Origin of the sequence: Pantoea sp. Z09 (assembly GCF_022394795.1) — a bacterium.
In the GTDB taxonomy this organism is placed as follows: Bacteria; Pseudomonadota; Gammaproteobacteria; order Enterobacterales; family Enterobacteriaceae; genus Pantoea; species Pantoea latae.
Genome location: NZ_CP092373.1, coordinates 3,822,997 through 3,846,191, shown reverse-complemented (window position 1 = coordinate 3,846,191; position 23,195 = coordinate 3,822,997). Strand labels below are relative to the sequence as shown.

General features: G+C 55.2%; 24 protein-coding genes. 8 read left to right on the top strand and 16 right to left on the bottom strand.

Going from position 1 to position 23,195, the window contains the following annotated elements:
- Nucleotides 1-316: 316 nt before the first annotated feature.
- The 4 genes from MC269_RS18345 to MC269_RS18330 form a co-directional block, all read right to left on the bottom strand.
- The gene (locus tag MC269_RS18345) at nt 317-2,041 is read right to left on the bottom strand and encodes a hypothetical protein (protein ID WP_239953258.1); all 1,725 of its coding nucleotides are present in this window, start codon (nt 2,039-2,041) and stop codon (nt 317-319) included.
- Nucleotides 2,038-3,726: a hypothetical protein gene (locus MC269_RS18340; RefSeq protein WP_239953257.1), complete on the bottom strand. Its 1,689-nt coding sequence runs from the start codon at nt 3,724-3,726 to the stop codon at nt 2,038-2,040. The genes MC269_RS18345 and MC269_RS18340 overlap by 4 nt, the downstream gene beginning before the upstream one ends.
- 600 nt (nt 3,727-4,326) lie before the next feature.
- Complete coding sequence (locus MC269_RS18335; protein ID WP_239953256.1) at nt 4,327-4,743, bottom strand: hypothetical protein; 417 nt, start codon at nt 4,741-4,743, stop codon at nt 4,327-4,329.
- A gap of 18 nt (nt 4,744-4,761) precedes the next feature.
- Nucleotides 4,762-5,625, bottom strand: coding sequence for a YicC/YloC family endoribonuclease (locus MC269_RS18330; protein WP_081137783.1), 864 nt, complete (start codon nt 5,623-5,625; stop codon nt 4,762-4,764).
- A 159-nt stretch (nt 5,626-5,784) separates the two neighbouring features.
- Here MC269_RS18330 and MC269_RS18325 point away from each other — a divergent pair, with 159 nt between their 5' ends.
- Nucleotides 5,785-6,216 (top strand): DUF3574 domain-containing protein, encoded by a 432-nt coding sequence (locus MC269_RS18325; RefSeq protein ID WP_239953255.1) that lies wholly within the window; start codon nt 5,785-5,787, stop codon nt 6,214-6,216.
- A 35-nt stretch (nt 6,217-6,251) separates the two neighbouring features.
- On the opposite strand, the gene MC269_RS18320 is transcribed toward MC269_RS18325, so the two are convergent.
- Nucleotides 6,252-7,436 (bottom strand): NupC/NupG family nucleoside CNT transporter, encoded by a 1,185-nt coding sequence (locus MC269_RS18320; protein WP_239953254.1) that lies wholly within the window; start codon nt 7,434-7,436, stop codon nt 6,252-6,254.
- 145 nt (nt 7,437-7,581) lie between these two features.
- Here MC269_RS18320 and rph point away from each other — a divergent pair, with 145 nt between their 5' ends.
- Nucleotides 7,582-8,298 (top strand): ribonuclease PH, encoded by a 717-nt coding sequence (gene rph, locus MC269_RS18315; protein WP_081137787.1) that lies wholly within the window; start codon nt 7,582-7,584, stop codon nt 8,296-8,298.
- A 49-nt stretch (nt 8,299-8,347) separates the two neighbouring features.
- Entirely contained in the window at nt 8,348-8,989 is a 642-nt protein-coding gene (gene pyrE, locus MC269_RS18310; protein WP_239953253.1) for an orotate phosphoribosyltransferase, read from the top strand.
- A gap of 44 nt (nt 8,990-9,033) precedes the next feature.
- Here pyrE and slmA read toward each other — a convergent pair whose 3' ends face one another.
- From slmA to coaBC, 3 genes are all read right to left on the bottom strand, one after another.
- A complete protein-coding gene (gene slmA, locus MC269_RS18305) occupies nt 9,034-9,630 on the bottom strand; it encodes a nucleoid occlusion factor SlmA (RefSeq protein WP_081137791.1) in 597 nt (198 codons plus the stop codon).
- 110 nt (nt 9,631-9,740) lie between these two features.
- Nucleotides 9,741-10,199, bottom strand: a complete 459-nt coding sequence (gene dut / locus MC269_RS18300) for a dUTP diphosphatase (protein WP_081137793.1) — start codon at nt 10,197-10,199, stop codon at nt 9,741-9,743.
- On the bottom strand, nt 10,168-11,397 hold the full coding sequence (gene coaBC, locus MC269_RS18295) for a bifunctional phosphopantothenoylcysteine decarboxylase/phosphopantothenate--cysteine ligase CoaBC (RefSeq protein WP_239955157.1): 1,230 nt from the start codon (nt 11,395-11,397) through the stop codon (nt 10,168-10,170). The genes dut and coaBC overlap by 32 nt, the downstream gene beginning before the upstream one ends.
- A 184-nt stretch (nt 11,398-11,581) precedes the next feature.
- Here coaBC and radC point away from each other — a divergent pair, with 184 nt between their 5' ends.
- From radC to mutM, 4 genes are all read left to right on the top strand, one after another.
- Nucleotides 11,582-12,238 (top strand): DNA repair protein RadC, encoded by a 657-nt coding sequence (radC, locus tag MC269_RS18290; protein WP_081137797.1) that lies wholly within the window; start codon nt 11,582-11,584, stop codon nt 12,236-12,238.
- A 243-nt stretch (nt 12,239-12,481) separates the two neighbouring features.
- Entirely contained in the window at nt 12,482-12,718 is a 237-nt protein-coding gene (rpmB, locus tag MC269_RS18285) for a 50S ribosomal protein L28 (protein ID WP_010616494.1), read from the top strand.
- An 11-nt stretch (nt 12,719-12,729) separates the two neighbouring features.
- Complete coding sequence (gene rpmG, locus MC269_RS18280; protein ID WP_001051798.1) at nt 12,730-12,897, top strand: 50S ribosomal protein L33; 168 nt, start codon at nt 12,730-12,732, stop codon at nt 12,895-12,897.
- 69 nt (nt 12,898-12,966) lie between these two features.
- The gene (gene mutM / locus MC269_RS18275) at nt 12,967-13,776 is read left to right on the top strand and encodes a bifunctional DNA-formamidopyrimidine glycosylase/DNA-(apurinic or apyrimidinic site) lyase (protein WP_239953252.1); all 810 of its coding nucleotides are present in this window, start codon (nt 12,967-12,969) and stop codon (nt 13,774-13,776) included.
- On the opposite strand, the gene coaD is transcribed toward mutM, so the two are convergent.
- The 7 genes from coaD to MC269_RS18240 all read right to left on the bottom strand — a co-directional run bounded on the left by coaD (nt 13,777) and on the right by MC269_RS18240 (nt 20,829).
- On the bottom strand, nt 13,777-14,256 hold the full coding sequence (gene coaD / locus MC269_RS18270; RefSeq protein ID WP_239953251.1) for a pantetheine-phosphate adenylyltransferase: 480 nt from the start codon (nt 14,254-14,256) through the stop codon (nt 13,777-13,779).
- Nucleotides 14,253-15,029, bottom strand: a complete 777-nt coding sequence (locus MC269_RS18265; protein WP_239953250.1) for a glycosyltransferase family 2 protein — start codon at nt 15,027-15,029, stop codon at nt 14,253-14,255. Before MC269_RS18265 ends, coaD begins: the two co-directional genes overlap by 4 nt.
- Nucleotides 15,029-16,303, bottom strand: coding sequence for a lipid IV(A) 3-deoxy-D-manno-octulosonic acid transferase (gene waaA / locus MC269_RS18260; RefSeq protein WP_081137805.1), 1,275 nt, complete (start codon nt 16,301-16,303; stop codon nt 15,029-15,031). The genes MC269_RS18265 and waaA overlap by 1 nt, the downstream gene beginning before the upstream one ends.
- A gap of 85 nt (nt 16,304-16,388) precedes the next feature.
- Nucleotides 16,389-17,522, bottom strand: a complete 1,134-nt coding sequence (locus tag MC269_RS18255; RefSeq protein ID WP_081137807.1) for a glycosyltransferase family 4 protein — start codon at nt 17,520-17,522, stop codon at nt 16,389-16,391.
- The gene (gene rfaQ, locus MC269_RS18250) at nt 17,515-18,591 is read right to left on the bottom strand and encodes a putative lipopolysaccharide heptosyltransferase III (RefSeq protein ID WP_239953249.1); all 1,077 of its coding nucleotides are present in this window, start codon (nt 18,589-18,591) and stop codon (nt 17,515-17,517) included. The genes MC269_RS18255 and rfaQ overlap by 8 nt, the downstream gene beginning before the upstream one ends.
- Before the next feature lie 72 nt (nt 18,592-18,663).
- Complete coding sequence (locus MC269_RS18245; RefSeq protein ID WP_236722695.1) at nt 18,664-19,614, bottom strand: glycosyltransferase; 951 nt, start codon at nt 19,612-19,614, stop codon at nt 18,664-18,666.
- A 246-nt stretch (nt 19,615-19,860) separates the two neighbouring features.
- Entirely contained in the window at nt 19,861-20,829 is a 969-nt protein-coding gene (locus MC269_RS18240; protein ID WP_239953248.1) for a deacetylase, read from the bottom strand.
- 187 nt (nt 20,830-21,016) lie between these two features.
- On the opposite strand from MC269_RS18240, the gene MC269_RS18235 reads away from it, so the two are divergent.
- Nucleotides 21,017-22,111, top strand: a complete 1,095-nt coding sequence (locus tag MC269_RS18235) for a glycosyltransferase (protein ID WP_239955155.1) — start codon at nt 21,017-21,019, stop codon at nt 22,109-22,111.
- A gap of 49 nt (nt 22,112-22,160) precedes the next feature.
- Here the strand turns inward: MC269_RS18235 and tdh are convergent, their stop codons facing one another.
- Nucleotides 22,161-23,189, bottom strand: coding sequence for an L-threonine 3-dehydrogenase (gene tdh, locus MC269_RS18230; protein ID WP_239953247.1), 1,029 nt, complete (start codon nt 23,187-23,189; stop codon nt 22,161-22,163).
- Between the last annotated feature and the right edge of the window lie 6 nt (nt 23,190-23,195).

The window sequence follows — 23,195 nt, the reverse complement described above, 5'->3', positions numbered from 1 at the left end:
TATTTTTATTTTAACACATGGTACAGCATTTGGTACAAGTGATATCGATAATGCTCAAGTTTGGTCATTTTTAAATCATGCTAGCCAAGAAAAATTTCTCAATATGCAAGATTTTTTGAAAAAGCTTTTAGCTTTACTGATTACGGCTTAGAATAGATACTCACAGGAGTAGGGCATTCAGTCAATCTCCTGAAAATAGGGGGGGGTTATTAATTAATTTTTCCCCCAACAGCACTTCTATAAAAGTTATCATTAGAAATTCACTGAGTACTATATCCTTACCTGAGGTCTTTGAGATCCTTTTTCACTGTTATTATTACTTTGAATTACTAATTTGGGAAAGTATTTCTTCCTCAAATTCGTCTGCAAACGCTTTAATTGGTATAGGAAAACGGTTACAGCGGCTTGCTAAAAAAATTATTGGTAGGTAATTGTCTTTAATAGCAGAGAGTTGATCGTAACCCTGTGTAAGCTCAGACTCCTTAATAATTATTTCTAAAAATTCATTAGCTTCTTTTTCAAGAGGGACATTAGATAAAACCACCCCATGAATATCTCCACCTCTGTAATAAAATTCTTCAGAATTTACAGAAGGAAACCAGATCTGAATATTACAATGAGAAAGATTTTCATTTTTTATTTTTCTGATTGATAAATATGTTTCGGAGTCTCCTAATAGAGCAGCTAAGAAAGCGAGTGAAGAGTAAAGTATACTTGCTTTAGTTACTTCTTTTTTATATTCATTACTAGAGTTATCTTCTAAAAATTCTGAATATTTTGCAAGCGACATTGGATAGTTTCTTCCACAATTTAATGTATAAGAAGCTCTATTGGTGATTTCCTTTACCCAGCTTTTAACAAATCCCGTGTAACCAGAGTCTAACATTAAAAAATATGATGCCATAACGAGGTCGATAGAGTTGTCATCCTTGAACGGTAATAACGAAGTGCTGTTTTTATTAATCAAGTTTGCCAAGCTTTTTTGTAATGTCCTAACTTTATTTATCAATCCTTCATCTGCTTCTCCTATCTCATGATATGATTTTCTACATTTCCAAATTAACCAAATTCCATATGTTGCTAATTTCCCCATTAAGTCGAATGTGTTAAAATTTATAGCATACTTGCATGGAGGGAATACCCCTAATGCAATGCCGTCTCTAAAATTAGTTAATGGGCATATTTTATCAATTAAAATTTCGTCATTTAAAATGAAATATTGTTCAACTATTTTTTCAAAAACATCCTTTATATCCAAGCAAACTTTACTATTACTCAAACCCTTTATTTCGCTCCAGCAAGTTAAAATGCAGAACTCAGAGCTTAAATATGCTGATTCTAAGTTTTTTAAGTCGCGAGACCATGAATGTAAAATCCATAAACATAAGCTTATTTGGCGAATAGTTATAAGTTTGTTTTTTAATGTCTCTCCTTTTCTTTTTTTTTCTTCTTTAAGTAATTCTGTTATTACTTTTTGAAAGTAGATAAAGGATGATTGTGGGTCGTCAATCATAGCCAATGATTTACGCAAGTTTTTTCTTACGGATTCAGGCATTAAAGCTTCATTCAAAAAATTATCTATTATAAGTTGCGATAGCTTATCTCCGTTCCATATCTCAAAATTAATATTTTCTTTAATATTCCATGCTATGTATCCGTTAACATCACCTATTATACTTTCATGTATAAATCCGCCAAAGCATAAGCAAATCGTAACTTTTCCTTTTCTTTGTTCATCTGATAGTTTCGAAAAATAGTAATTATTAATGATTTCATCTAAAGATGGTTTAAGGGCTTGGTTAGAATTACCATTCCAATCATTACGATTTAAATCTCCTGATTTTATTGAGAATAAATATGTAGTGATGTTACCGTTTGAGTCCTCTTTTTTTGCTGCTATATCAACACCATGCTGCTTTGTACCACGACTAGGTTTTGAGGTTACAATTAATCCCATTTGACTTAATAAGTCAGGTAAAATAGCATCGAGTTCCTCACGTTCGCGCAATGATGATAAATATTGATTTAAAATCAATCTCATTTTCTTTCCCCATATTTTAAATTAATTATCATTAATTCCAAACCTATAGGATCTCGCACCATCATCCCCGGATTTTCAAACGAATGCTCAATCGTACCCATTATTGATTCCTGCCTCAACGGAGGAGTGTCAGGGTTTTCTACATAATAAATTGAGCCTCTTCCATAAAGGATATGTAATGGCGATGCAATTTGAGAAAATATGGATTTCTCTTGAGCCTCCTTGTAAACAGCCTCCATCATCTTTCTTCTCTCTCTTTCAAATTCTGTTGTTATATCTGATGAGAGTTTGAGTTCTAATATTGACCACGATTCTTCAACTAATTTTTTTCTTTCAGATACGATGCCAAGTATGTCTTTGGATAGCTCGTATCCAGAGTGTTCTTCTAAAAATTCTTCTAAGTTTATCGGAAAGTTCTCTAAAAAAACTTCAACTACTTTTGTTAATGTGTGCTCTCTATTTTCTTTTGTTTGTTTCTCATAAAGTCTAAAGATGAATTCAAAGGCAAGTTTTGGGCGAAAAAAGAACCATCCACAACACCTATGAATTATCTTTTCAAATCCCGATTGGCTAATTTTATCAAGATTAATATCGTTGTTTTTAAATTTATAATTATTGAAGTCGGCAATTTTGTTTTGAATTTCATCTATTATGTAAAATAACTCCTCTCTATCCTCTGAAAACCATTGCAGTACTAACTCTTTAAATATTTCTTCCTTATTTAATACTTCATGAGTAATGGATGACAAATTGTAAATTTGTGATATATTTTCTTTCTTTGAACCAATGTGGTCAAGAAGCTTAATTACGGCAAGAGTGTTTTTTTCATTAATTAAGTTATATAGTAATAAGTTTAAATACGCAGTGTTTTTATCATTAATGATAGTGCATGTGCATATTTTTTCAAAAATGAAACTATATAGTGCAGATCCCATTTTTTTTCGCTGATTATAGAATGTTTCAATGAAGAAATTCGATTCTTCATCTATTTTTTCTTTACATAATGAAACTAGATAATCATCTATGTTCTCTTGAGTACCTTGATTATTTATTAATGCTGATATTGACATCTCAACTATTTCTTTTGCCGTAGAGTTCTCTACAATATATATTAGGCAATTAAATATTGTTGGGCTGTCAAATGAATTTGAATTTAAATGCTGCAAGCACCTGTAAATCAAGCTGTTATTCCCACTATTAAGTAGTGTGGATAAAAAGTATACTATATTTTTTTCATTAGTTGTTTTTTTTGATATTAAAATAGGTAGTATTATGTTCTCACTGATGCTTTTATTTGACATTATCCATTCAATAATAGATGTGCTTTTTATTGTTCTGTGGTTTTTTATAATTAAATTTTTTTCGAAGTTTCTAAATGCAGTAGAGCTTATATGTATATCTCTCTCTCTGCAGTAATTCATCAGCCTGCATGCGTTTTCCAAAGTCATTCTTATATTAGGTAGAGTTTCTTCAATTAACCTCCCTCTATAATATCCGTCAAATCGCTCATTGTCATCGACATCTGTTAATAATATCCCTATTAAATCTAACTGCTCCTTATTACACAAATCAGAAACTAAGTCTAATATTTCCCTGTTATTGTTGCTATCCCTAAGTAAAGGGCAAACTCTTTTCAAGAATTCGTTAGCGTTTTTACTTAAGTCTATTAGTTCATCTTTATTCATTTTTTTACTCAATTTTTGAAGCTGATGAATGATTAAGTTCTGATAGCCTCTAAAGTAGCTTATGTTTGCATTCTAATTGGATGCGCAATGTTATCCCCGCCACGCCTGCCAGCCATATACATCATTATAAGAGGTATTAAGCCGTGCCAGCTTGGCTGCTGTAAGTGTCTTTGGTTGCTAAATGTGCATGCAAATCCAGTCGGCCATGCATACACTCATTTATACTCGCTATGGTTTAGAAAATCTTTAGGCTCGTACTAAAGATTGTGAGGCATATTTATGCATAAATAAATTTTTTTTGAAGTCTTACATTTCTTATCAGACACCGCTTCAAATCATGCTTCGAGTAGCGCGCTGTAATTGCTGGGCTTTGCACATGCTCATAGCGCGCGCTCGTAGCCCTGCCACGCCTGCCCGCTTTATGCAGCGGTTTTCATGCACCTGCATGATTAGGCCTGAGCCGCGCCGCTGCTGGCCTTATCTGCCGTTCCAGGGTGCCGGAGACTCATGCGTTTTCATGCAGCATAGACATGCACTCACGCAACGGACGTAAAAAAGCCCGGCACAGGCCGGGCTTCGGTGAGTTTCTGTGTTTGTGGCTCAGAAAATTTTGCGCTTGCGGCGGTCGGTTCTGGCTCCCCGGAAAGGATGCGCACCGCTGACGCTCAGCACGTCATCACGGAACATCAGCGGCTGATTTACGCTCGTCCATCGCTTAATCAGGTTCTGGACATATACGCCGTAAAGCGTGTCGGCATCGTTCGCGCCTTCGATAACGCCCGGTGCATGCGTTGAGCCATTCCGTTCAAACTGGCTGTACTTCATTCTGAGCAGGCTGCTCAGCTCTGCGCCATGAATGATAAAGAAGTCATCAATAAGCGTATCAATGCGCTCATCCGTGATGCCCTCATGACAGAATACGTAAGCGTTAGCCTTGCGCCCGGTCACGTCGGCCAGCACAGGCAGTTGCTTTTCCTTTTCGGCAATCAGCCCGGCAAGGGCTGATGCTGACATCATATGAAAGTGAGTAAAAAGTTACTCGATGTTCTGAATCTGCTCGCGCATCTGCTCGATCAGCACCTTCAGCTCAATCGCCGACGTCGTCACGTCCGCATTAATTGACTTCGAGCCCAGCGTGTTCGACTCGCGGTTAAACTCCTGCATCATAAAGTCGAGACGGCGGCCGACGGCCTCTTTCTTATTGAGGATGTTATAGGTCTCTTTAACATGCGCGTCGAGGCGATCCAGCTCTTCTGCGACGTCAATGCGCTGCGCCATCATCACCAGCTCCTGCTCGAGACGATTGTTTTCCAGCTGCACCTCTGCCTCTTCCAGCTTCGTCACCAGGCGTTCGCGCTGCCATTTCAAAATCTCTGGCATCTGGGCGCGCACTTTCGCCACTTCCTGCTTCACCCCTTCGAGGCGCTGTTCGATCAGGGCTTTCAGCGCGGCGCCTTCGCTTTCGCGCGCCACGATAAAGTCATCCAGCGCGCCGTCCAGCGCGCTCAGCAGCTGCGCGTTAATCGCATCGAGATCCTGCTCCTGGGCAGACATCACGCCAGGCCAGCGCAGGATCTCCATCGGATTGATGGCGCCCTCGTCGCTCTGCATCTTCACCCAGTTGGCGGCCTGCACCAGCTGCTTCGCCAGGGCTTCATTCAGCATCAGCTCACCCTGCGCGCTGGGATCGGCGTCGAAGCGCAGGTTGCACTCGATTTTACCGCGCGTCAGACGCTGACGAATGCGCTCGCGGATCACCGGCTCCAGGCTGCGAAACTGTTCCGGCAGGCGGATGTAGGTTTCAAGGTAACGCTGGTTGACGGAGCGAAGCTCCCAGGCGGCGCTGCCCCAGGAGCCTTTGGCCTCGCGGCGGGCGTAAGCGGTCATACTGCGGATCATAATCGGCTACTCTTTGTCAGAAATAATGCAGCAAGTATAGCGAGAGCGGCCGCAGGCTAACAGGCATAAGCGCATAGGCGCGTAGAATAGGGAAAAAGTTCCGCTTTTGTGGACAGCGACTTATGATGGGCACTGGCCGATTTAATAAGGATAGTGCTGATGTTTCGCTCTGTTGCCCTTTCCCTGGCGCTGACTGCGCTGCTCGCGGGTTGTCAGGCGCCGCGCCCGCCCGCGCCGCCGACCAAACCCATTCCCGTCTGCGCAGGCGGCGAAATGATGATGCAGACCACGCTGTGGTTCGGCCTCAGTAAACCGCAGGGCGGGAACGTAAGCAGTGCCGACTGGCAGCAGTTCCTCGATAAAGAGGTGACGCCGCGCTTTAAGGCGGGCCTGAGCGTTTACGACGCCAGCGGGCAGTGGCTGGAGAAAAGCGGCAGGCTGGCGCGCGAACCGAGCAAGGCGCTGCTGCTGATCCACGGCGCGGAAAACGGCGTGAATGATAATATCGAAGCGCTGCGCACGATTTACAAGCAGCGCTTTGGTCAGGAATCGGTGATGCGCGTCGATACGCCGGCGTGCGTGGGGTTCTGAAGAGAGAGGGCGGCGGCAAAGCCGCCCTGCATGGATCAGATAAACAGGCCGGCAAACGCCGCCGACAGCAGGCTTACCAGCGTTGAGCCATAGACCAGCTTCCAGCCGAAGCGGGAGACTACGTTACCCTGCTGCTCGTTCAGCCCCTTGATGGCGCCTGCCACGATGCCGATAGAGGCGACGTTGGCGAACGAGACCAGGAACACAGAGAGAATACCCAGTCCGCGCGGCGTCATGCCCGCCGCCACCTTTTGCAGCTCAATCATCGCCACAAACTCGTTCGCTACCAGCTTGGTCGCCATAATGCTGGCGGCCTGCAGCGCATCGGTGGCGGGAATGCCGATCAGCCAGGCAAAGGGATAGAACAGATAGCCAAGGATCTGCTGAAAGCTGTAGCCGAACAGCGCGCTAAACAGCGCATTGACCGCGGCGATCAGCGCGATAAAGCCAATCAGCATCGCCAGAATAATCATCGCCACCTTGAAGCCCGCCAGAATGTATTCGCCGAGCATTTCGAAAAAGCTCTGCTCTTCATGCAGCTTGTCGAGCGCGATCGGCTGCTCATCCTGCGGCTGGCTCGGGTTGATGATCGAAAGAATAATAAAGGTGCTGAACATATTGAGCAGCAGCGCGGCGACCACATATTTCGGCTCGATCATCGTCATATAGGCGCCGACGATTGAGAGCGAGACGGTAGACATCGCCGTGGCGGCCATGGTGTAAAGACGCTTCGGCGGGATATCGCCGAGTATGCCTTTATAGGCGATAAAGTTCTCCGACTGACCTAGGATCAGCGTGCTGACGGCGTTAAAGGATTCGAGCTTGCCCATGCCGTTCACTTTCGACAGCAGCGTGCCCACCAGCCGAATCAGCAGCGGCAGAATGCGCCAGTGCTGCAGAATGCCGATCAGCGCCGAGATAAAAATAATCGGGCAGAGCACGCCGAGAAAAATAAAGGCCAGACCCTGTTTGCTCATGTTGCCGAACACAAAGTCGGTGCCCTGCGCGGCGAAGGTCAGCAGCTTCTCAAAAAAGCCGCTAAAGGCGCCGACCGCCGCCTGGCCGCTGGCGGAGTGCAGGAAAAACCACCCCAGCGCGGCTTCCACCACGATGAGCTGCAGGAGATAACGCAGGCGTATCTGTTTGCGGTCATGACTGACCAGTAGCGCAAGGGCAAAAATCACCGCCAGCGCCAGCAGGAAATGAAGAATTGAGGTCATACTTTTTATTTTCAGTGAGTGAGGAAGGCGCATTTAGCCACAGACCGCGCGGAAATTCATCTGTCGCCGCGCAATCCCGCGTGCAAGACAGGCGGCGAGGAAGTCCGTATAATGCGCAGCCAATTCATTTCAGCCGGAGATTACCATGCGTCCAGCAGGCCGAAGCGCACAGCAGGTGCGTCCCGTCACCCTGACCCGAAACTACACCAAACATGCCGAGGGCTCAGTGTTGGTCGAGTTCGGCGAAACCAAAGTGCTCTGTACGGCTACCGTGGACGAGAGCGTTCCGCGCTTCCTGAAAGGACAGGGACAAGGCTGGGTGACCGCCGAGTATGGCATGCTGCCGCGCTCTACCCACAGCCGCATGGCGCGTGAAGCGGCCAAAGGCAAACAGGGCGGACGGACGCTGGAGATCCAGCGCCTGATCGCGCGCTCGCTGCGCGCGGCGGTCGATCTTAAAGCGCTGGGCGAGTTCACCATCACGCTCGACTGCGACGTGATCCAGGCCGATGGCGGCACGCGCACCGCGGCCATCACCGGCGCCTGCGTGGCGCTGGCCGATGCGCTGAACAAGCTGGTGGCAGACGGCAAGCTGAAGGCCAACCCGATGAAAGGCATGGTGGCGGCGATTTCGGTCGGCATCGTCGAAGGCGAAGCGCGCTGCGATCTGGAGTACGTGGAAGATTCCGCCGCCGAAACCGACATGAACGTGGTGATGCTGGAAGATGGCCGCATGATCGAGGTGCAGGGCACCGCAGAAGGCGAGCCGTTCAGCCATGAAGAGCTGCTGTCGCTGCTCGCGCTGGCGCGCGGCGGCATTGAAGAATTGATTCAGGCGCAGAAAGCGGCGCTGAACAACTGATTGAACAGGCGACCAGAGAGTCGCCTTTTTTTTGCGAGAGGAGTGAGAGATGAAAGCCTGGCAGCGTCAGTTTATTGAATTCGCCCTGAACAAGCAGGTGCTGAAGTTTGGCGAATTTACCCTGAAGTCTGGCCGTAAAAGCCCCTATTTTTTCAATGCCGGCCTGTTTAACAGCGGTCGCGATCTGGCGCTGCTGGGCCGTTTCTACGCGCAGGCGCTGGTCGACGGCGGCGTCGATTTCGATCTGCTGTTCGGTCCCGCCTATAAAGGTATTCCGATTGCCACGACGACCGCGGTGGCGCTGGCGGATCACCATGACCGCGACGTGCCGTACTGCTTCAACCGCAAAGAAGCGAAAGATCACGGCGAAGGTGGTTTACTGGTCGGCAGTCCGCTGGCGGGCCGCGTGATGCTGGTGGATGACGTGATCACCGCCGGCACGGCGATCCGCGAATCGATGGATATTATTAACGCGCATCAGGCCACGCTGGCGGGCGTGCTGATTTCTCTCGATCGCCAGGAGCGCGGACGCGGCGATATCTCGGCGATTCAGGAAGTGGAGCGCGACTATAAATGTCAGGTCACCGCCATCATTACCCTGACGGATCTGATTAGCTACCTGGAAGAGAAGCCGGAAATGGCCGACCATCTGGCGAAGGTGCGTGCCTATCAGAAAGAGTACGGCATCTAATCGACCCGACTCCCTTTCCCGATGCCGGGAGAGGGAGTCGTTCGTTACACCAGCTGCGCGGCGAGCAGCGGCCAGCGGGTGTCGAATTCGGCGGTCGGGCGAAAGCGAAACTCTGACCGCACGTAGCGCGACAGTACCCCTTCGCAGAAGGCCAGCAGCTGGCTCGCCAGCAGCGCTTCGTCTGTTTCGAAGCCTTCGCCTTCACGCATTCTCCGCTCGCGCATCACCTGGCGCAGCTGCACCTCAATCCGTTCAAACAGCTGGTTGATGCGCCCCTGCAGACGATCCTGCTCAAACATCAGCGCATGGCCGGTAAGAATACGCGTCAGCCCCGGATTACGCTCACCAAAACCCAGAATCAATTGCACGATAAGACGCAGGCGCGTCATCGTCTCTTTTTCATCTTTCAGGATCAGATTGATGCGGGTAATCAGGCTGTCTTCGATAAATTCAATCAGGCTGTCGAACATGCGCGTTTTGCTGGGAAAGTGGCGATAGAGCGCCGCTTCAGACACGCCGACGGTGGCGGCCAGCTTGGCGGTGGTAATGCGCTGGCTACCGTCACTGGACTCCAGCATCTGCGCCAACGCCTGCAAAATTTCTTCGCGACGGTTCCGTTTGGCGATTTTTTTCTCTGCCATGACCTTAAAAACCCCTGAAATTCACCTTTAACAGGCACACCTTCTTATCAGCCCTGAGCGCAGGCTCAAGGCTGGTAAGAAATAAACAGATGGTTAAGCAAAAACGGGCGTTACAGACGTCCGGAGTGACCGAAGCCGCCTTCGCCGCGGTCGCTGGCGTCGAAATCTTCCACCAGGTTGAACTCCGCCTGCACCACCGGCACGAAGACCAGCTGGGCCAGACGATCGCCCGGCTGCAGCGTAAAGCTCTGCTGGCCACGGTTCCAGACCGATACCATCAGCTGGCCCTGATAGTCCGAGTCGATCAGGCCCACCAGATTGCCCAGCACGATGCCATGCTTATGGCCGAGGCCGGAGCGCGGCAGAATAACCGCCGCCAGCGTCGGATCGCCGATGTGGATCGCCAGGCCGGTCGGCACCAGCGTGGTCATGCCTGGGGCGATCTCCAGCGCGCTGTCCAGGCAGGCGCGCAGATCGAGCCCGGCGGAGCCAGAGGTGGCGTAGGTGGGCAGCGGAAACTCCGCGCCCACGCGCGCATCAAGAATCTTTACGTCGATTTTTTTCATCATAAAGGCGGACAATCTCGTCTAATAAATGTTGGCCAAGGAGCGTCTTATCGCTGAGCGGTAAGCGTTTTTCTCCCTCCTGCCAAAAAAGGTGAAGCGCGTTGGTATCGCTGTTAAATCCCTGTCCGGCCTGCGCCACGTCGTTGGCGCAAATCAGGTCCAGATTTTTACGTACCCGTTTTTGTCGGGCGTATTCTTCCACATTCTGGGTTTCAGCGGCAAATCCAACCACGTAGGGACGGTTTTGCTGCATGGCGGCGACGCCCGCCACAATATCGGGATTCTTTACCAGCTGTAGCGTGACGGCATCGTCTTCGCTGCCCTGTTTTTTCATCTTTTCCGGCGCGATGGTCGCGGCGCGATAGTCCGCGACGGCGGCGCTGGCGATAAAAATCTGCTGCTGTGCCGCTTCCGCCATCACGGCGGCTTCCATCTCCTGCGCAGAGATGACGTCAACGCGCTTCACCGCAGGCGGCGTTGGCAGGTTAACCGGACCGGTCACCAGCGTCACGCGGGCGCCGCGTCTGGCGGCGGCGGCGGCGATGGCGAAGCCCATCTTGCCGGAGCTGTGGTTGCTGATATAGCGCACCGGATCGAGCGCCTCGCGCGTGGGACCGGCGGTGATCATAATGTTGAGATGTTGCAAATCGTTGACGGGTGACGCCCACTGCACCGCGTGGTCGACAATCGCCAACGGATCGAGCATCCGGCCCGGTCCGACGTCGCCGCACGCCTGGCTGCCGCTGTCGGGGCCCCAGATCAGCAGGCCGCGCGCCTCAAGCTGCTGCAGGTTGTGCTGCGTCACGGCGGCGCGATACATCTGCTGATTCATCGCCGGCACCACGGCGACGGGTGCGGCGGTGGCAAGGCAGGCGGTGGTAACCAGATCGTTGGCCATGCCGGCGGTCAGACGGGCGATCAAATCGGCCGAAGCGGGCGCCAGCACCACCAGGTCCGCCCATTTTGCCAGCTCGATATGGCCCATCGCCGCTTCGGCGGCGGGATCGAGCAGGTCTTCAAACACCGGATAACCGGAAACGGCCTGCAGGCTGAGCGGCGTAATAAAAGCTTTGGCGGCAGGCGTCATCATCACGCGCACCTCGGCGCCGCGTTCGCGCAGGCGACGCACCAGCTCGGGCGTTTTATAGGCTGCGATGCCGCCGCTCACGCCAAGCAGAATTTTTTTTCCGGCTAATCCCATCATGCTATTGGCCTCATGTGGCTGGATGCCGCGTCAGACGCGGCGAAGTGGCAGGACTCTATCATAAAACCCTCTGCACACCTTTTCACCCCTTGCGTTTGCGAGCCGCCTCGTAATTCTGCCAGAAGATACTGGTTAAGTATACAGTGTCTGGTCATGATGTCGCTAACCGCAGGAGGCAGATATGGAAGCGATGACACCACGGGAAAAATTACGGTCGATGGGCGCGGCGGCGTTGAGCGACGCGGAACTGCTGGCGATTTTTTTGCGCACCGGCGCGGTGGGGGTGAACGTGCTGACGCTGGCGCAGCAGATGCTGCAGCGTTTCGGCTCGCTTTATCACATCATGACCGCCGAACCGGCGGCGTTCAGCGAGATAAAAGGCGTCGGCGCCGCCAAGCTGGCGCAGCTGCACGCTATTGCAGAACTGGCGCGACGCTTTTTCGCCAGCCAGATGGCGCGGGAAGATGTGATGGCAAACCCGCAGGTGACGCGGCACTATCTGCAGAGCGTGCTGGCGCATCAGGAGCGCGAGGTGTTTATGGCGCTGTTTCTCGACAATCAGCATCGGGTGCTGCAGGCGCAGACGCTCTTTATGGGCTCGATCAACAGCGTCGAGGTGCATCCGCGCGAAATCGTGCGCGAGGCGCTGAAGGTCAACGCTGCGGCGGTGATCCTCGCCCATAATCATCCTTCCGGCATGGCGGAGCCGAGCCGCGCCGATCGGCATATTACCCACAAAGTGAGCGCGGCCTGCACCCTGCTGAATATTCGCCTGCTCGATCATCTGGTGATCGGTCACGGCGAATATGTCTCTTTTGCCGAACGCGGCTGGCTGTAAAAAGCCAGGGCCACCAGGTGCAGATGGCGGCTTTTTGCGCGATCTTCAGGGATCTTTATCTGTTCGGGACTTGAGCACTTGCGCTGAGCGGCGTATACTACGCCACCTTTGAGAATCTCGGGTTTGGCGTTTGGGCCAGCTTAGCGGGTTCACATGGAACTCGCCTGGCGGGCTATGAGCCTGACGAGGCGGCCAAGACCTAGTTTTTAAAGCTCGAGCTGATTTGATTTTTGGAGAATAGACATGTCACGAGTCTGCCAGGTAACTGGAAAGCGTCCGGTGACCGGTAACAACCGTTCCCACGCAATGAACGCGACGAAACGCCGTTTCCTTCCGAACCTGCACTCACACCGTTTCTGGGTTGAGAGCGAGAAGCGCTTCGTTACTCTTCGTGTATCTGCTAAAGGTATGCGTGTTATTGATAAAAAGGGCATCGATACGGTTCTGGCCGAAATCCGCGCCCGTGGTGAGAAGTACTAAGGAACTGAATCATGGCTAAAGGTATTCGTGAGAAGATCAAGCTGGTTTCCTCTGCTGGTACAGGTCACTTCTATACCACCACGAAGAACAAACGTACTAAACCAGAGAAACTGGAACTGAAAAAGTTCGATCCGGTTGTACGTCAGCACGTGATCTACAAAGAAGCCAAAATTAAATAATTTTGGTGTTCTGTGAAAAACCCGGCTTCGGCCGGGTTTTTTGTTTTTGCCGCTTTTTGAGGAGAGAACATGCCGGAATTACCCGAGGTCGAAACCAGCCGACGCGGCATTGAACCGCATCTGGTGGGCGAAAAGATTTTACATGCGGTAGTGCGTAATTCGCGCCTGCGCTGGCCGGTGTCGCAGGAGATCCATGCGCTCAGCGATCAGCCGGTGCTGAGCGTGCAGCGCCGCGCCAAGTATCTGCTGCTGGAGCTGCCGCACGGCTGGATCATCATCCATCTCGGCATGTCCGGCAGCCTGCGCGTGCTGCCAGAAGAGCAGCCCGCCGCGAAACATGACCATGTCGATTTAGTGATGAGCAACGGCAAGGTGCTGCGCTACACCGATCCGCGCCGCTTTGGTGCCTGGCTGTGGAGCACCGATCCCGAAGGGAGCAATGTGCTGGCGCATCTGGGGCCTGAGCCGCTCAGCGACGCCTTTAGCGGCGACTATCTCTATGAGAAGTCGCGCGGCAAGCGCACGGCGGTGAAGCAGTGGCTGATGGATAACAAAGTGGTGGTGGGCGTCGGCAATATCTACGCCAGCGAATCGCTGTTTACCGCCGGGATCCTGCCCGATCGTCCGGCGATGAGCCTGAGCGACGAAGAGGCGCAGCGGCTGTGCGCCACCATCAAAGCAGTGTTGCTGCGATCGATAGAGCAGGGCGGCACCACGCTGCGCGACTTTTTACAGAGCGACGGCAAACCCGGCTATTTCGCGCAGGAGCTGCAGGTGTATGGCCGCGCCGGCGAGCCTTGTCGCGCCTGCGGCACGCCGATTGTCAGCGGCAAGCACGGGCAGCGCAGCACCTTCTGGTGCCCCAACTGCCAGCACTGATCAGGCCAGCTTCGCCAGCAGCGCCTGATGCACAGGCGCAGGCAGAAAGGCGCTGACGTCGCCGCCGTGGCGCGCCACCTCTTTCACCAGCGAAGAGGAGACGAACGAGAAGCCTTCTGACGGCATCAGAAACACGCTTTCCAGCGTTGGCAGCAGATGGCGATTCATATGGGCGAGCTGCAGCTCATATTCGAAGTCCGACACCGCGCGCAGGCCGCGCACCAGTACGTTGGCCTGCTGCGCGCGGGCGAAGTTCGCCATCAGATCGCTAAACCCCACCACCTCGACGTTCGGCAGAGGCGCCACCGCCTCGCGCGCCAGTTCAATGCGCTCTTCAAGGCTAAACATCGGCTTCTTGCTCGGACTGGCGGCAATGGCCAGCACCATCTCATCGAACATCTGCGCGGCGCGCGTCACGATATCGAGATGACCCAGCGTGATGGGATCGAAGGTTCCGGGATAAATCGCTCTGGTGCTCATAGAGGACCCTTGTCTGCGGCGTGATTCAGCGCCCACAGCGCGGAATATTTGTTGAAGGTGTACTGCGCATTGACCACGGCCAGCACCCAGCCCTGTTTGCCGTCGAGAAAGCCGGCGCGCAGCAAAAGGATTTTCAGGAAGGCGCCCAGCGTATGGGTGAACACGGAGAAGAGGCCGCAGCGCTTGCCGCGCTGGTGGCGCTCCTGCGCCCAGGCGGCGGCATAGGCCAGCTGCTTCTGCTGAAAAACAATAAGGTCGCGGCAGGTCAGATGCTGCAGATCGCCGCGCAGCCTGACCACCGGCGCGCCCTGGGTGTCGAGCGACTCGTGCACCAGGTTGTCGTTATAGTTCAGCGCGCGCGGATAGAGGCGCATCACGCGATCGGGATACCAGCCGCTGTGACGCATAAAGCGGCCAAGAAACAGGTTGCTGCGGTTCAGGCTGTAAACGGTCGAAGAGGGCGGCTGTGCCAGCACTGCCTCTATGCTGGCGCGCAGCGTCGGCGTGACGCGCTCGTCGGCATCGATCATCAAAATCATGTCGCCGCTGGCGTGGCGCTGCGCGCGCTGGCGCTGTTTGCCGAAGCCGGCCCACGCCTCGGCGTGAAAGACCTTTGCGCCCGCCTGACGTGCGATAGCGGCGGTCTCATCCTCACTGCCGGCGTCGAGCAGGATGATCTCATCCGCCCAGCTGACCGACGCGAGGCAGTCGGGCAGCAGCGCCGCTTCATTTTTGGCGATCATCACCACAGAAAGACGTTGGCGATCGGTCATCAGTGGGCCCGTGGCGGTAAATGGGGTTCGAGTAACTGTAGCAGACGCTGCAGCGCGCCCTGGTTCTGGTGCAGCACCTCGACCGCATGGCGGCCGTAGTAGAGGCGGTAATCTTCATCCTGCAGCAGGTTTGCCACCTCTTTCTCCAGCGACACCACGTCGGTCACGGTAATCAGCCCCTGCGCCTCCTGCAGCTTGCCGCAGATATCTTTGAAGTTCCAGGTGTGCGGGCCCATCAGCACCGGAATGGCGTGCGCCGCCGGCTCCAGCGGGTTGTGACCGCCGCGCTCCACCAGGCTGCCGCCGACGAAGGCGAGATCGGCAATGCCATAGAGCAGCATTAGCTCGCCCATGGTATCGCCAATTACCACCTGCGTCGAGCCAGAGGGAATTTCGCCGCTGCTGCGCAGAATAAAGCTGAAGTTGCGCTTGTGCGTCAGGTCGCGCGCGTCGCTAAAGCGCTCGGGATGGCGCGGCACCAGAATCAACAGCAGATCGGGAAAGGTTTGCAGCAGACGACGATGCGCGTCCAGCACGATCGCCTCTTCCCCTTCATGGGTGCTGGTGGCGATCCAGACCGGACGGCGCGGCGCCCACTGGCGACGCAGCGTGATGGCGCGGGCGGCCAGTTCAGGCGTCACGGAGATATCGAATTTCAGGCTGCCAGTAACCGCCAGCTGCGAGCGCTTCAGCCCCAGCGCCAGGAAGCGATCGCCATCTTCCGCGTTCTGCGCGGCGATCAGGGTGATGCGCTGCAGCAGGTCGCGCATAAAGCCGCCCAGCTTGCGGTAGCCTTTAGCGGACCGTTCCGACAGGCGCGCATTGGCGATCACCAGCGGGATCTGGCGCTGATGCAGGATGCGAATAATATTGGGCCACAGCTCGGTTTCCATGATGATCACCAGGCGCGGATTGACCGTGTCGAGGAACCGGTTGATGGCGCCGGGCAGATCGTAGGGCAGATAGACGTGATGCACATCTTTGCCGAACGCCGACTGCGCCCGCTCAGAGCCGGTCGGCGTCATGGTGGTGACGGTAATCGGCAGCGTGGGATAGCGATGACGCAGCGCGCGCACCAGCGGGATCGCCGCCAGGGTTTCGCCGACGGAAACCGAGTGCAGCACAATGCCGTCCGGCTCCACTTTACCTGTGCAATAGCCGTAGCGTTCCGCCCAGCGTTTACGGTACGCCGGCGCTTTACGGCCGCGCAGCCAGAGGCGCAGCCAGATGAGCGGCTGAATAAGGTAGAGCAGAACGGTATAGAGGGTTGTCATAGTTATCGTTTCGACAGCCTGGCAGAAAAATTATCACGTAAATCAATCTATGTTATCAGAAAGGCCAGACAGGCTCACCACTTTGTCAGCGGCGCGCCAGTACCTGCTGATAAAGCGAAGTCAGCGACTGCGCCAGCCGCTGCGGGCCATAAGGTTCGATTCTGCGCCTTGCGGCTTCGCCTAAACGCGAATCAGCCGAAAGCGCCGGTATCGCCATAATCGCCTGGGTTAATGCCTTGATATCTAACGCATCGCAAACGAAGCCTTCCTGACCAGCGGTAATAAATTCCGCGCCGCCGCAGCCGGTGCTGGTGATCACCGGCAGGCCGCAGGCCATCGCCTCCAGCACCACGTTCGGAAAGGGATCGTAGAGCGTCGGCAGCAGCAGCCCGTCGGCGGCGTGATAAAAGGGCTGCACATCCTGCTGCACGCCGACAAAGCGCAGACGGTCCAGACAGTTCAGCTGATTTGCCAGCTGCTGATAGCGCGACAGCTGCTTGTCCTGGCCGACCACGATCAGGTAGCGATCGCTTTTCGCCAGCGCCTCGATGGCCGCCTTCAGCCCTTTGCGCTCAAAGCCAGAGCCGACGTAAATCAGCACCGTGGCGCTCGCCGGCAGCTGTAGCTGCTGGCGCGTCGCCTGACGGCTCGCCTCGCTGGCGGGCTGGAAGCGCTGGGCGTCAATGGCGTTATGGATAACGTGGATTTTCTCCGCGCTCAGCGAAAAGCAGCGCAGGATATCGCGCTTCACCATCTCTGAATTGCAGATCACCGCTTTTAGCGACGGGGCGTTAAACATCTCCGCCTCCGCCCGCAGCACGTAGCGATGATAGGGGCTGAGCGCGGCGCTCAGGCGCTGCCACGGCGAAACGATACGCGCGCGCTGCTCCAGCCAGACGCGATGCACGCCGTCGCCGGCGCGAAATATGTCGCAGCCGGCGATGCGCTCGTGGCTCTGAACGATATCGAAGCGCTCTTTCTCCCAGCAGGCGCGCGCCGCGCGGGCAAAGCCGCGTTCGCGCGAGATGCGGCCCAGCTTAGGCGGATTGCAGATGTGCAGATGCCAGTCGGGATTCGGCGTGCCCTGCCAGCTGCGCGTAATGATGTTGAGATCGAGCTGCTCGCTGCCGAGCGCCTCCAGCGCGCGTGAGATAAAGCGTTCGGCGCCGCCGTCGGGACGGTATTTTTGCCGGACAATGGCCAGGCGTACCTTAGTCATGTAAGAAATTCCTTGCGGCCTCGACCACATCCTCAACCGGAATGGCGCTGAGATAGCGCTGGTGCGTATTGGTATCGATGGCGTCGGGATCGGGCAGCGGGCCGTAATCGCCCGCCCAAATCACCTGGTTATGATCGCCCCACGGCCGCCAGAACTGCAGTTTAGTCGGCCCGAACAGCGCGATGCAGGGCGTGTCGAGCGCAGCGGCCATATGCATCGGCGCGGAATCCACACCGATAAAGAGCCGGGCGCGGTCGATCAGCGCCGCCAGCTGCGGCAGAGAAAGCTGACCGGCCAGCGACACCCGATGCGGCGTGGTGCAAAGCGCCTGAATGCGCGCGATCATTTCCATTTCATGCTTGTCGGGGGCGGCGGTCAGCACCACCTGGCGATCCGCCTGCGCCAGCTGGTCGATGGTCGCAGCGACCTTCTCCTCTTCCCAGCATTTGAAATTCCAGCGCGAGGTAGGCTGCACCACGATAAACGGCGTGTCGACGCCCTGTTCCGCCAGCAGCGCATCGACTTTCTGCCCGTCGACGGCGCTGTAGTGCATAGAGGCGCGCGCGCCCTGCGGCGCAATGCCGAGCGGCGTCAGCGCCGTCATATTCTGCTCAACGGTATGCAGCTGGCTGTGGTTGCGGGTCGGCACCAGGCAGTTGTGGCAGAGCCGCCAGAAGGCGTTGTCGCGCTTGTTAAAGGCGAAGCCGATACGCAGCGGCGCGCCGCTAAACAGGGTGATCAGCGCGCTGCGCCACTGATCGGCGAGATTGATCACGATATCGTAACGGCTGGCGCGCACGGCGGCGAACAGGTCGCGCTCGTGGCGCAGCTTGCGCCAGCTTCCTTCCTGCTTCCATTTGCGGTCGATAACGTGCAGCTGGCGGATCGCCGGATGCGCCTCCAGCATCGGCCGCGTCTCTTTGTAGAGCAGCACGTCGATACTGGCCTGCGGATAGCGCTGGCGCAGCGCGTTGATCACCGGCGTGGTCAGCAGCATATCGCCGTGATGGCGCAGCTTGATAAGCAAAATATTGTGTGGGTTAACGTCTGCGTGAGTCGGGTTTGCCATACACAAATGCCTGTAATTTTCAGTGAGGCGATTGTAGGGCAAACCCTTCAGGGGTGAAACCTGCGGCGGTGGTTATTTGTCGCGCCAGCGCCAGAGGCGGCCAAGCCATAGCAGCAGCTGATACCACTGTTTGACGCCGCGCGCGTTACGCAGCATACGCAGGTGGGTTTTGCTGGCGAAAATATCGTTGATCATCGCCTGCTTCGCCGCCGGATCGGGCTCGCGGCGCACGCAGTGGCAGACGCTGAGCGCCTCATGGGTGATTTGCGCATGAAAAGTGGGATAAATCGTCACGCTCTTTTTATAGCGCGCGTTGATCTCCTCCAGCATGCGGGCGATTTTTAAGTAGTGACGCTGATACTCCACGTTGCGCTGGCCGGTGCGTTTGCGGTTGCTGATCGAGGCGTCGTGCAGATAGTAGCGATAGAGCACCTGGTCGGTGTAGCGGACGCGCCGCGCGTTGAACATAAACTCGGTGGTCCAGGGAATATCCTGATGATGCAGGCCCGGCTCAAACCAGAGCTGCTTCTGCTCGATCAACGAGCGGCGATAGATGCCCAGCCAGACCACGTGCAGATAGCGGCGCGTTTTCAGCGCGGTGTTGAGCCACTCTGCGCCGCCCAGCACCGGCGTGCTGCGCAGACGATCCAGCGGGATCATCGGCCTGGTGCGTTGATCGCGCTGAAAGAACCATTCGGCGTTGCACTGCGCGGCGTCGAGATCGTCCTGCTCCGCCATCTCCACCAGCGTCTGGTACATCTCCGGCCGCATGGTGTCGTCTGAGTCCGGGAAAGTGACATATTTGCCGCGCGCGATGCGCAGCCCGGCGTTGCGCGCGCGCGACACGCCGCCGTTTTCCTGATGGATCACGGTAATGTGGGGATGCTGCGCCGCATACGCCTCGGCGCGCGCGCCAGAATCGTCGGTCGAGCCGTCGTCGACGATGATGATCTCCAGCGAGGTCAGGGTCTGCGCCAGCAGCGACTGCATAAAGGCATCGAACATCTCGCCCGCGTTGTACATGGGGGAGATGATGCTGAGCAGCGGTGAAGTGGGAGTTGAATGCATAAGCTCTGTTTTTTTAGTTTGTGCTTTCGATAATTCTGACGACATCCTTTAACGTCAGCCGTACCCGCCGCGATGCGAGGTAAAAATTGCCCGGCTAATTATGGGGACTGATATGCTTTTTGTGACGCATTTCATGCGGTTATCGCATCTTATTTCGCTCTGTCAGGCCAGCGCTAGCGTAGCCTGACGCTGGCCTGCCTGCTAGTCGCGGCGCTTTTGCATAAAGCTGGCGTGATATTCCGTCAACGTGCGTCCCTGAAAGCGCGGGCCGACCCAGCTGAATAGCGCCTCCAGATCCGCATACAGCCGCTCGATATCCTGTTCGTTTTTAAACGTCGGGCTGCCATCCGGCATAAATTCTGAGGAGTGCAGCATAAACTCCACATAATCCTGGCCTTCCGCCAGCGATTGTTCAATCACCCGCTTCATGCTCGCCACATTGCCGCCGGAAGGGCGCAGCCAGTAGACCGCCGGGCTACGCTGCTTGCCGCGCAGCTTATAGATGCCCTGCTTAAAGGCGCTCATTAGCGGAGAATATTTATACTGGATGCTCATTGGCACTTCCAGCAGTGGCGAATCGCCAGGGCGAGAGATATCGCTGGGATCGATAAAATAGGCGCTGCGCGGAAAATGGGTGTAGTCCGTGCCGCCGTTACCCTGCGGCGCGCCGCGGTTGAAGCGCCAGTTTACGCGCGGCGTCACGGAGCAGTCGACCAGATAGCCCAGTTCGGTGAGCGCCGCTGCGTAGCGTTCGTCGAACGCCCAGCGGCCGGCGCGATGGCTGCGCATTTTGGTCTGAAACGTCTCTTCCAGCAGCTGTGTCATAAAGGCGACTTTGGCGCGCAGCACATCGTCAGGGTATTCAATCAGGTAGGGCTGCCAGCGCCAGTCGTCGTCTGTCAGCGGCGCTTCCGGCGGGCTGTTCCAGGCGTGCAGATGCATGCCGACTTCGCCCTGATTGCGCGCGATCACGTCGCGCGCAAATTCGACATAGGCGGGATCGATTGCCATTTCATAGTTGGTCAGCCAGGTTGGCTTCAGGCCAAAGCGTTCGCACAGAGACTGAAAGCGCGGCAGAAACGCCGTATTACGCGTGGTGATGGTGCGATGGTTGCGCCAGAGATTATCGCCTTCAGTGTCGATGGTAATAAGGAATGATGGCTGTGTCATAGTGTCTTCCCGAACGCCCTGAAAAGGCGCAATAGTACGCCGGGCCGTCAGCCCGCGCAAAGGCTTGTGTCATCGGCATGCCGCATTTACTGCTTGTCGGCGCTTCCGTACTATAGCTGAGCAAGGAGAGTCCTGATGGCGGACTTTTCTCTTTCAATAAGGAAATACTTTGGCGAAACGTATCCTGATGGTAATCGACGGCCTGCCCGGCGGCGGCGCGGAAAAAGTGGTCATCACGCTGGTCGCGGGCCTGCTTGCCGCCGGACACCGGGTCTCTCTTTTCTCGCTGCGCAAGGTGTGCGAATACGCGCTGCCAGCGGGCGTGGACTATCAGGTTATCGAGGATCGCTGTCGTCGGCCCTGGCGTAAGCTCACGGAGCTGGGGCGTCGGGCGCGTCAGCTGGACAACGCGGTAGCGACGGCCGAGCGTGCTGGCGGCGCGTTCGATCTCGTGGTCTCGCATCTGCACAAGACCGACCGCATCGTCAGGCGCTGCGCCGCGCTCAAGGCGGACAAAACCTGGTTCTGCCTGCATGGCGTGTTTTCCGCTTCTTATCTGGGCCATCGCCGCGGCGTGTCGCGCTGGCTCAAAGCGCGCAAGATCCAGCGGGTCTACCAGCAGCGCAACGTTATCGCCGTCTCCGCTTATGCGCTGGAAGATCTGAAGCGCGCTTTTGAGGTTAGCCCGCGGCGCGAGGCGGTTATCGCCAATCCTTTCGATATCGACGCTATCCGCTCGCTGGCGCAGGCGCCGCTGACGCCGCCGGCTCCCGAGTTTATTTTGCATGTCGGCCGCTTCCACGAAACCAAACGCCACGATCGTTTGCTGCAGGCCTATGCGCTTACCGATCTCGCTATTCCGCTGGTGCTGCTGGGCAAGGGCAGCGCGGAAAGAACGGCGGCGCTGCGCGCGCAGGCGGCAGCGCTGGGCATCGAGCAGCGCGTGATTTTCCAGGGCTTTTCCGACAATCCTTACGCCTGGATGGCGCGCGCCAGTCTGCTGGTGGTCAGTTCAGATAGCGAGGGTTTCGGCAATGTGCTGATCGAGTCGATGCTGTGCGGCACGCCGGTGGTCAGTACGCGTTGTCCGGGCGGGCCGGCGTCGCTATTACAGGGCGAACTGGCGCGCGGGCTGGCCGATCTCAATCCCGTTTCCCTGGCGAACGCGATGCTGGAAATCTATCGAGAGCCGCCGGATTTAGCACAGATCGACTTCTCGGCGTTTGCGACGCCCGCTATCTGCCAGCAATATCTGGCGCTGATCGCCCAGGAGCAAGTGTGACAAGCGGCTGGCGGGCACGCAGAGGCAACGCGTCCCGCTTATCCGCGTGTCAGTCCCAGCTCAGCACCACCTTCCCGGAACGCCCGGAGCGCATCTCGTCGAAGCCCTGCTGGAAGTCGTCGATAGCGTAACGGTGAGTGATCACGGGCGTCAGATCGAGCCCTGACTGGATCAGCGCGGCCATCTTGTACCAGGTTTCAAACATCTCGCGGCCATAAATACCCTTTATAAACAGCCCTTTGAAAATCACCTGATTCCAGTCGATCGCCATCTCGCCCGGCGGAATGCCCAGCAGCGCGATGCGCCCGCCGTGGTTCATCACCTCAAGCAGCGTGCGGAACGCGGGCGGTGCGCCGGACATCTCTAGCCCCACGTCGAAGCCCTCCGTCATGCCCAGCTCGCGCATCACGGCGCGCAGATCGTCATGCGCCACGTTGACCGCGCGCGTCACGCCCATCTTGCGCGCCAGCGCGAGACGATAGTCGTTGATATCGGTGATCACCACGTTGCGCGCGCCGACATGTTTACACACCGCCGCCGCCATAATGCCGATGGGGCCTGCGCCGGAGATCAGCACATCTTCGCCCACCAGGTCGAACGACAGCGCAGTGTGTACCGCATTGCCGAAGGGATCGAAAATCGCCGCAAGCTCGTCGGAGATGTTGTCGGGAATGCGGAAGGCGTTAAAGGCCGGGATCACCAGATACTCGGCAAAGCAGCCCTGACGGTTGACGCCGACGCCAATGGTATTGCGGCAGAGATGGGTGCGTCCGGCGCGACAGTTGCGGCAGTGGCCGCAGGTAATATGCCCTTCACCAGAGACGCGGTCGCCGATGCTGAAGCCGCGCACCTCCTGGCCAATCGCCACCACTTCGCCGACATATTCATGCCCGACGATCATCGGCACCGGAATGGTTTTACGCGACCAGTCATCCCAGTTGTAGATATGGATATCGGTGCCGCAGATAGCGGTTTTACGGATCTTAATCAGCAAATCGTTGTGGCCGGGCTCCGGGATCGGCGCATCGGTCACCATCCAGATGCCTTCCCGGGCGTGAAGTTTGGCTAACGCTTTCATGTAAGG

Bases quoted from the DNA above. Each gene is read 5' to 3' on its own strand.
- MC269_RS18345 (WP_239953258.1), bottom strand. From the start codon at position 2,041: ATGAGATTGATTTTAAATCAATATTTATCATCATTGCGCGAACGTGAG.
- MC269_RS18340 (WP_239953257.1), bottom strand. From the start codon at position 3,726: ATGAATAAAGATGAACTAATAGACTTAAGTAAAAACGCTAACGAATTC.
- MC269_RS18335 (WP_239953256.1), bottom strand. From the start codon at position 4,743: ATGATGTCAGCATCAGCCCTTGCCGGGCTGATTGCCGAAAAGGAAAAG.
- MC269_RS18330 (WP_081137783.1), bottom strand. From the start codon at position 5,625: ATGATCCGCAGTATGACCGCTTACGCCCGCCGCGAGGCCAAAGGCTCC.
- MC269_RS18325 (WP_239953255.1), top strand. From the start codon at position 5,785: ATGTTTCGCTCTGTTGCCCTTTCCCTGGCGCTGACTGCGCTGCTCGCG.
- MC269_RS18320 (WP_239953254.1), bottom strand. From the start codon at position 7,436: ATGACCTCAATTCTTCATTTCCTGCTGGCGCTGGCGGTGATTTTTGCC.
- rph (WP_081137787.1), top strand. From the start codon at position 7,582: ATGCGTCCAGCAGGCCGAAGCGCACAGCAGGTGCGTCCCGTCACCCTG.
- pyrE (WP_239953253.1), top strand. From the start codon at position 8,348: ATGAAAGCCTGGCAGCGTCAGTTTATTGAATTCGCCCTGAACAAGCAG.
- slmA (WP_081137791.1), bottom strand. From the start codon at position 9,630: ATGGCAGAGAAAAAAATCGCCAAACGGAACCGTCGCGAAGAAATTTTG.
- dut (WP_081137793.1), bottom strand. From the start codon at position 10,199: ATGATGAAAAAAATCGACGTAAAGATTCTTGATGCGCGCGTGGGCGCG.
- coaBC (WP_239955157.1), bottom strand. From the start codon at position 11,397: ATGGGATTAGCCGGAAAAAAAATTCTGCTTGGCGTGAGCGGCGGCATC.
- radC (WP_081137797.1), top strand. From the start codon at position 11,582: ATGGAAGCGATGACACCACGGGAAAAATTACGGTCGATGGGCGCGGCG.
- rpmB (WP_010616494.1), top strand. From the start codon at position 12,482: ATGTCACGAGTCTGCCAGGTAACTGGAAAGCGTCCGGTGACCGGTAAC.
- rpmG (WP_001051798.1), top strand. From the start codon at position 12,730: ATGGCTAAAGGTATTCGTGAGAAGATCAAGCTGGTTTCCTCTGCTGGT.
- mutM (WP_239953252.1), top strand. From the start codon at position 12,967: ATGCCGGAATTACCCGAGGTCGAAACCAGCCGACGCGGCATTGAACCG.
- coaD (WP_239953251.1), bottom strand. From the start codon at position 14,256: ATGAGCACCAGAGCGATTTATCCCGGAACCTTCGATCCCATCACGCTG.
- MC269_RS18265 (WP_239953250.1), bottom strand. From the start codon at position 15,029: ATGACCGATCGCCAACGTCTTTCTGTGGTGATGATCGCCAAAAATGAA.
- waaA (WP_081137805.1), bottom strand. From the start codon at position 16,303: ATGACAACCCTCTATACCGTTCTGCTCTACCTTATTCAGCCGCTCATC.
- MC269_RS18255 (WP_081137807.1), bottom strand. From the start codon at position 17,522: ATGACTAAGGTACGCCTGGCCATTGTCCGGCAAAAATACCGTCCCGAC.
- rfaQ (WP_239953249.1), bottom strand. From the start codon at position 18,591: ATGGCAAACCCGACTCACGCAGACGTTAACCCACACAATATTTTGCTT.
- MC269_RS18245 (WP_236722695.1), bottom strand. From the start codon at position 19,614: ATGTACAACGCGGGCGAGATGTTCGATGCCTTTATGCAGTCGCTGCTG.
- MC269_RS18240 (WP_239953248.1), bottom strand. From the start codon at position 20,829: ATGACACAGCCATCATTCCTTATTACCATCGACACTGAAGGCGATAAT.
- MC269_RS18235 (WP_239955155.1), top strand. From the start codon at position 21,017: ATGGTAATCGACGGCCTGCCCGGCGGCGGCGCGGAAAAAGTGGTCATC.
- tdh (WP_239953247.1), bottom strand. From the start codon at position 23,189: ATGAAAGCGTTAGCCAAACTTCACGCCCGGGAAGGCATCTGGATGGTG.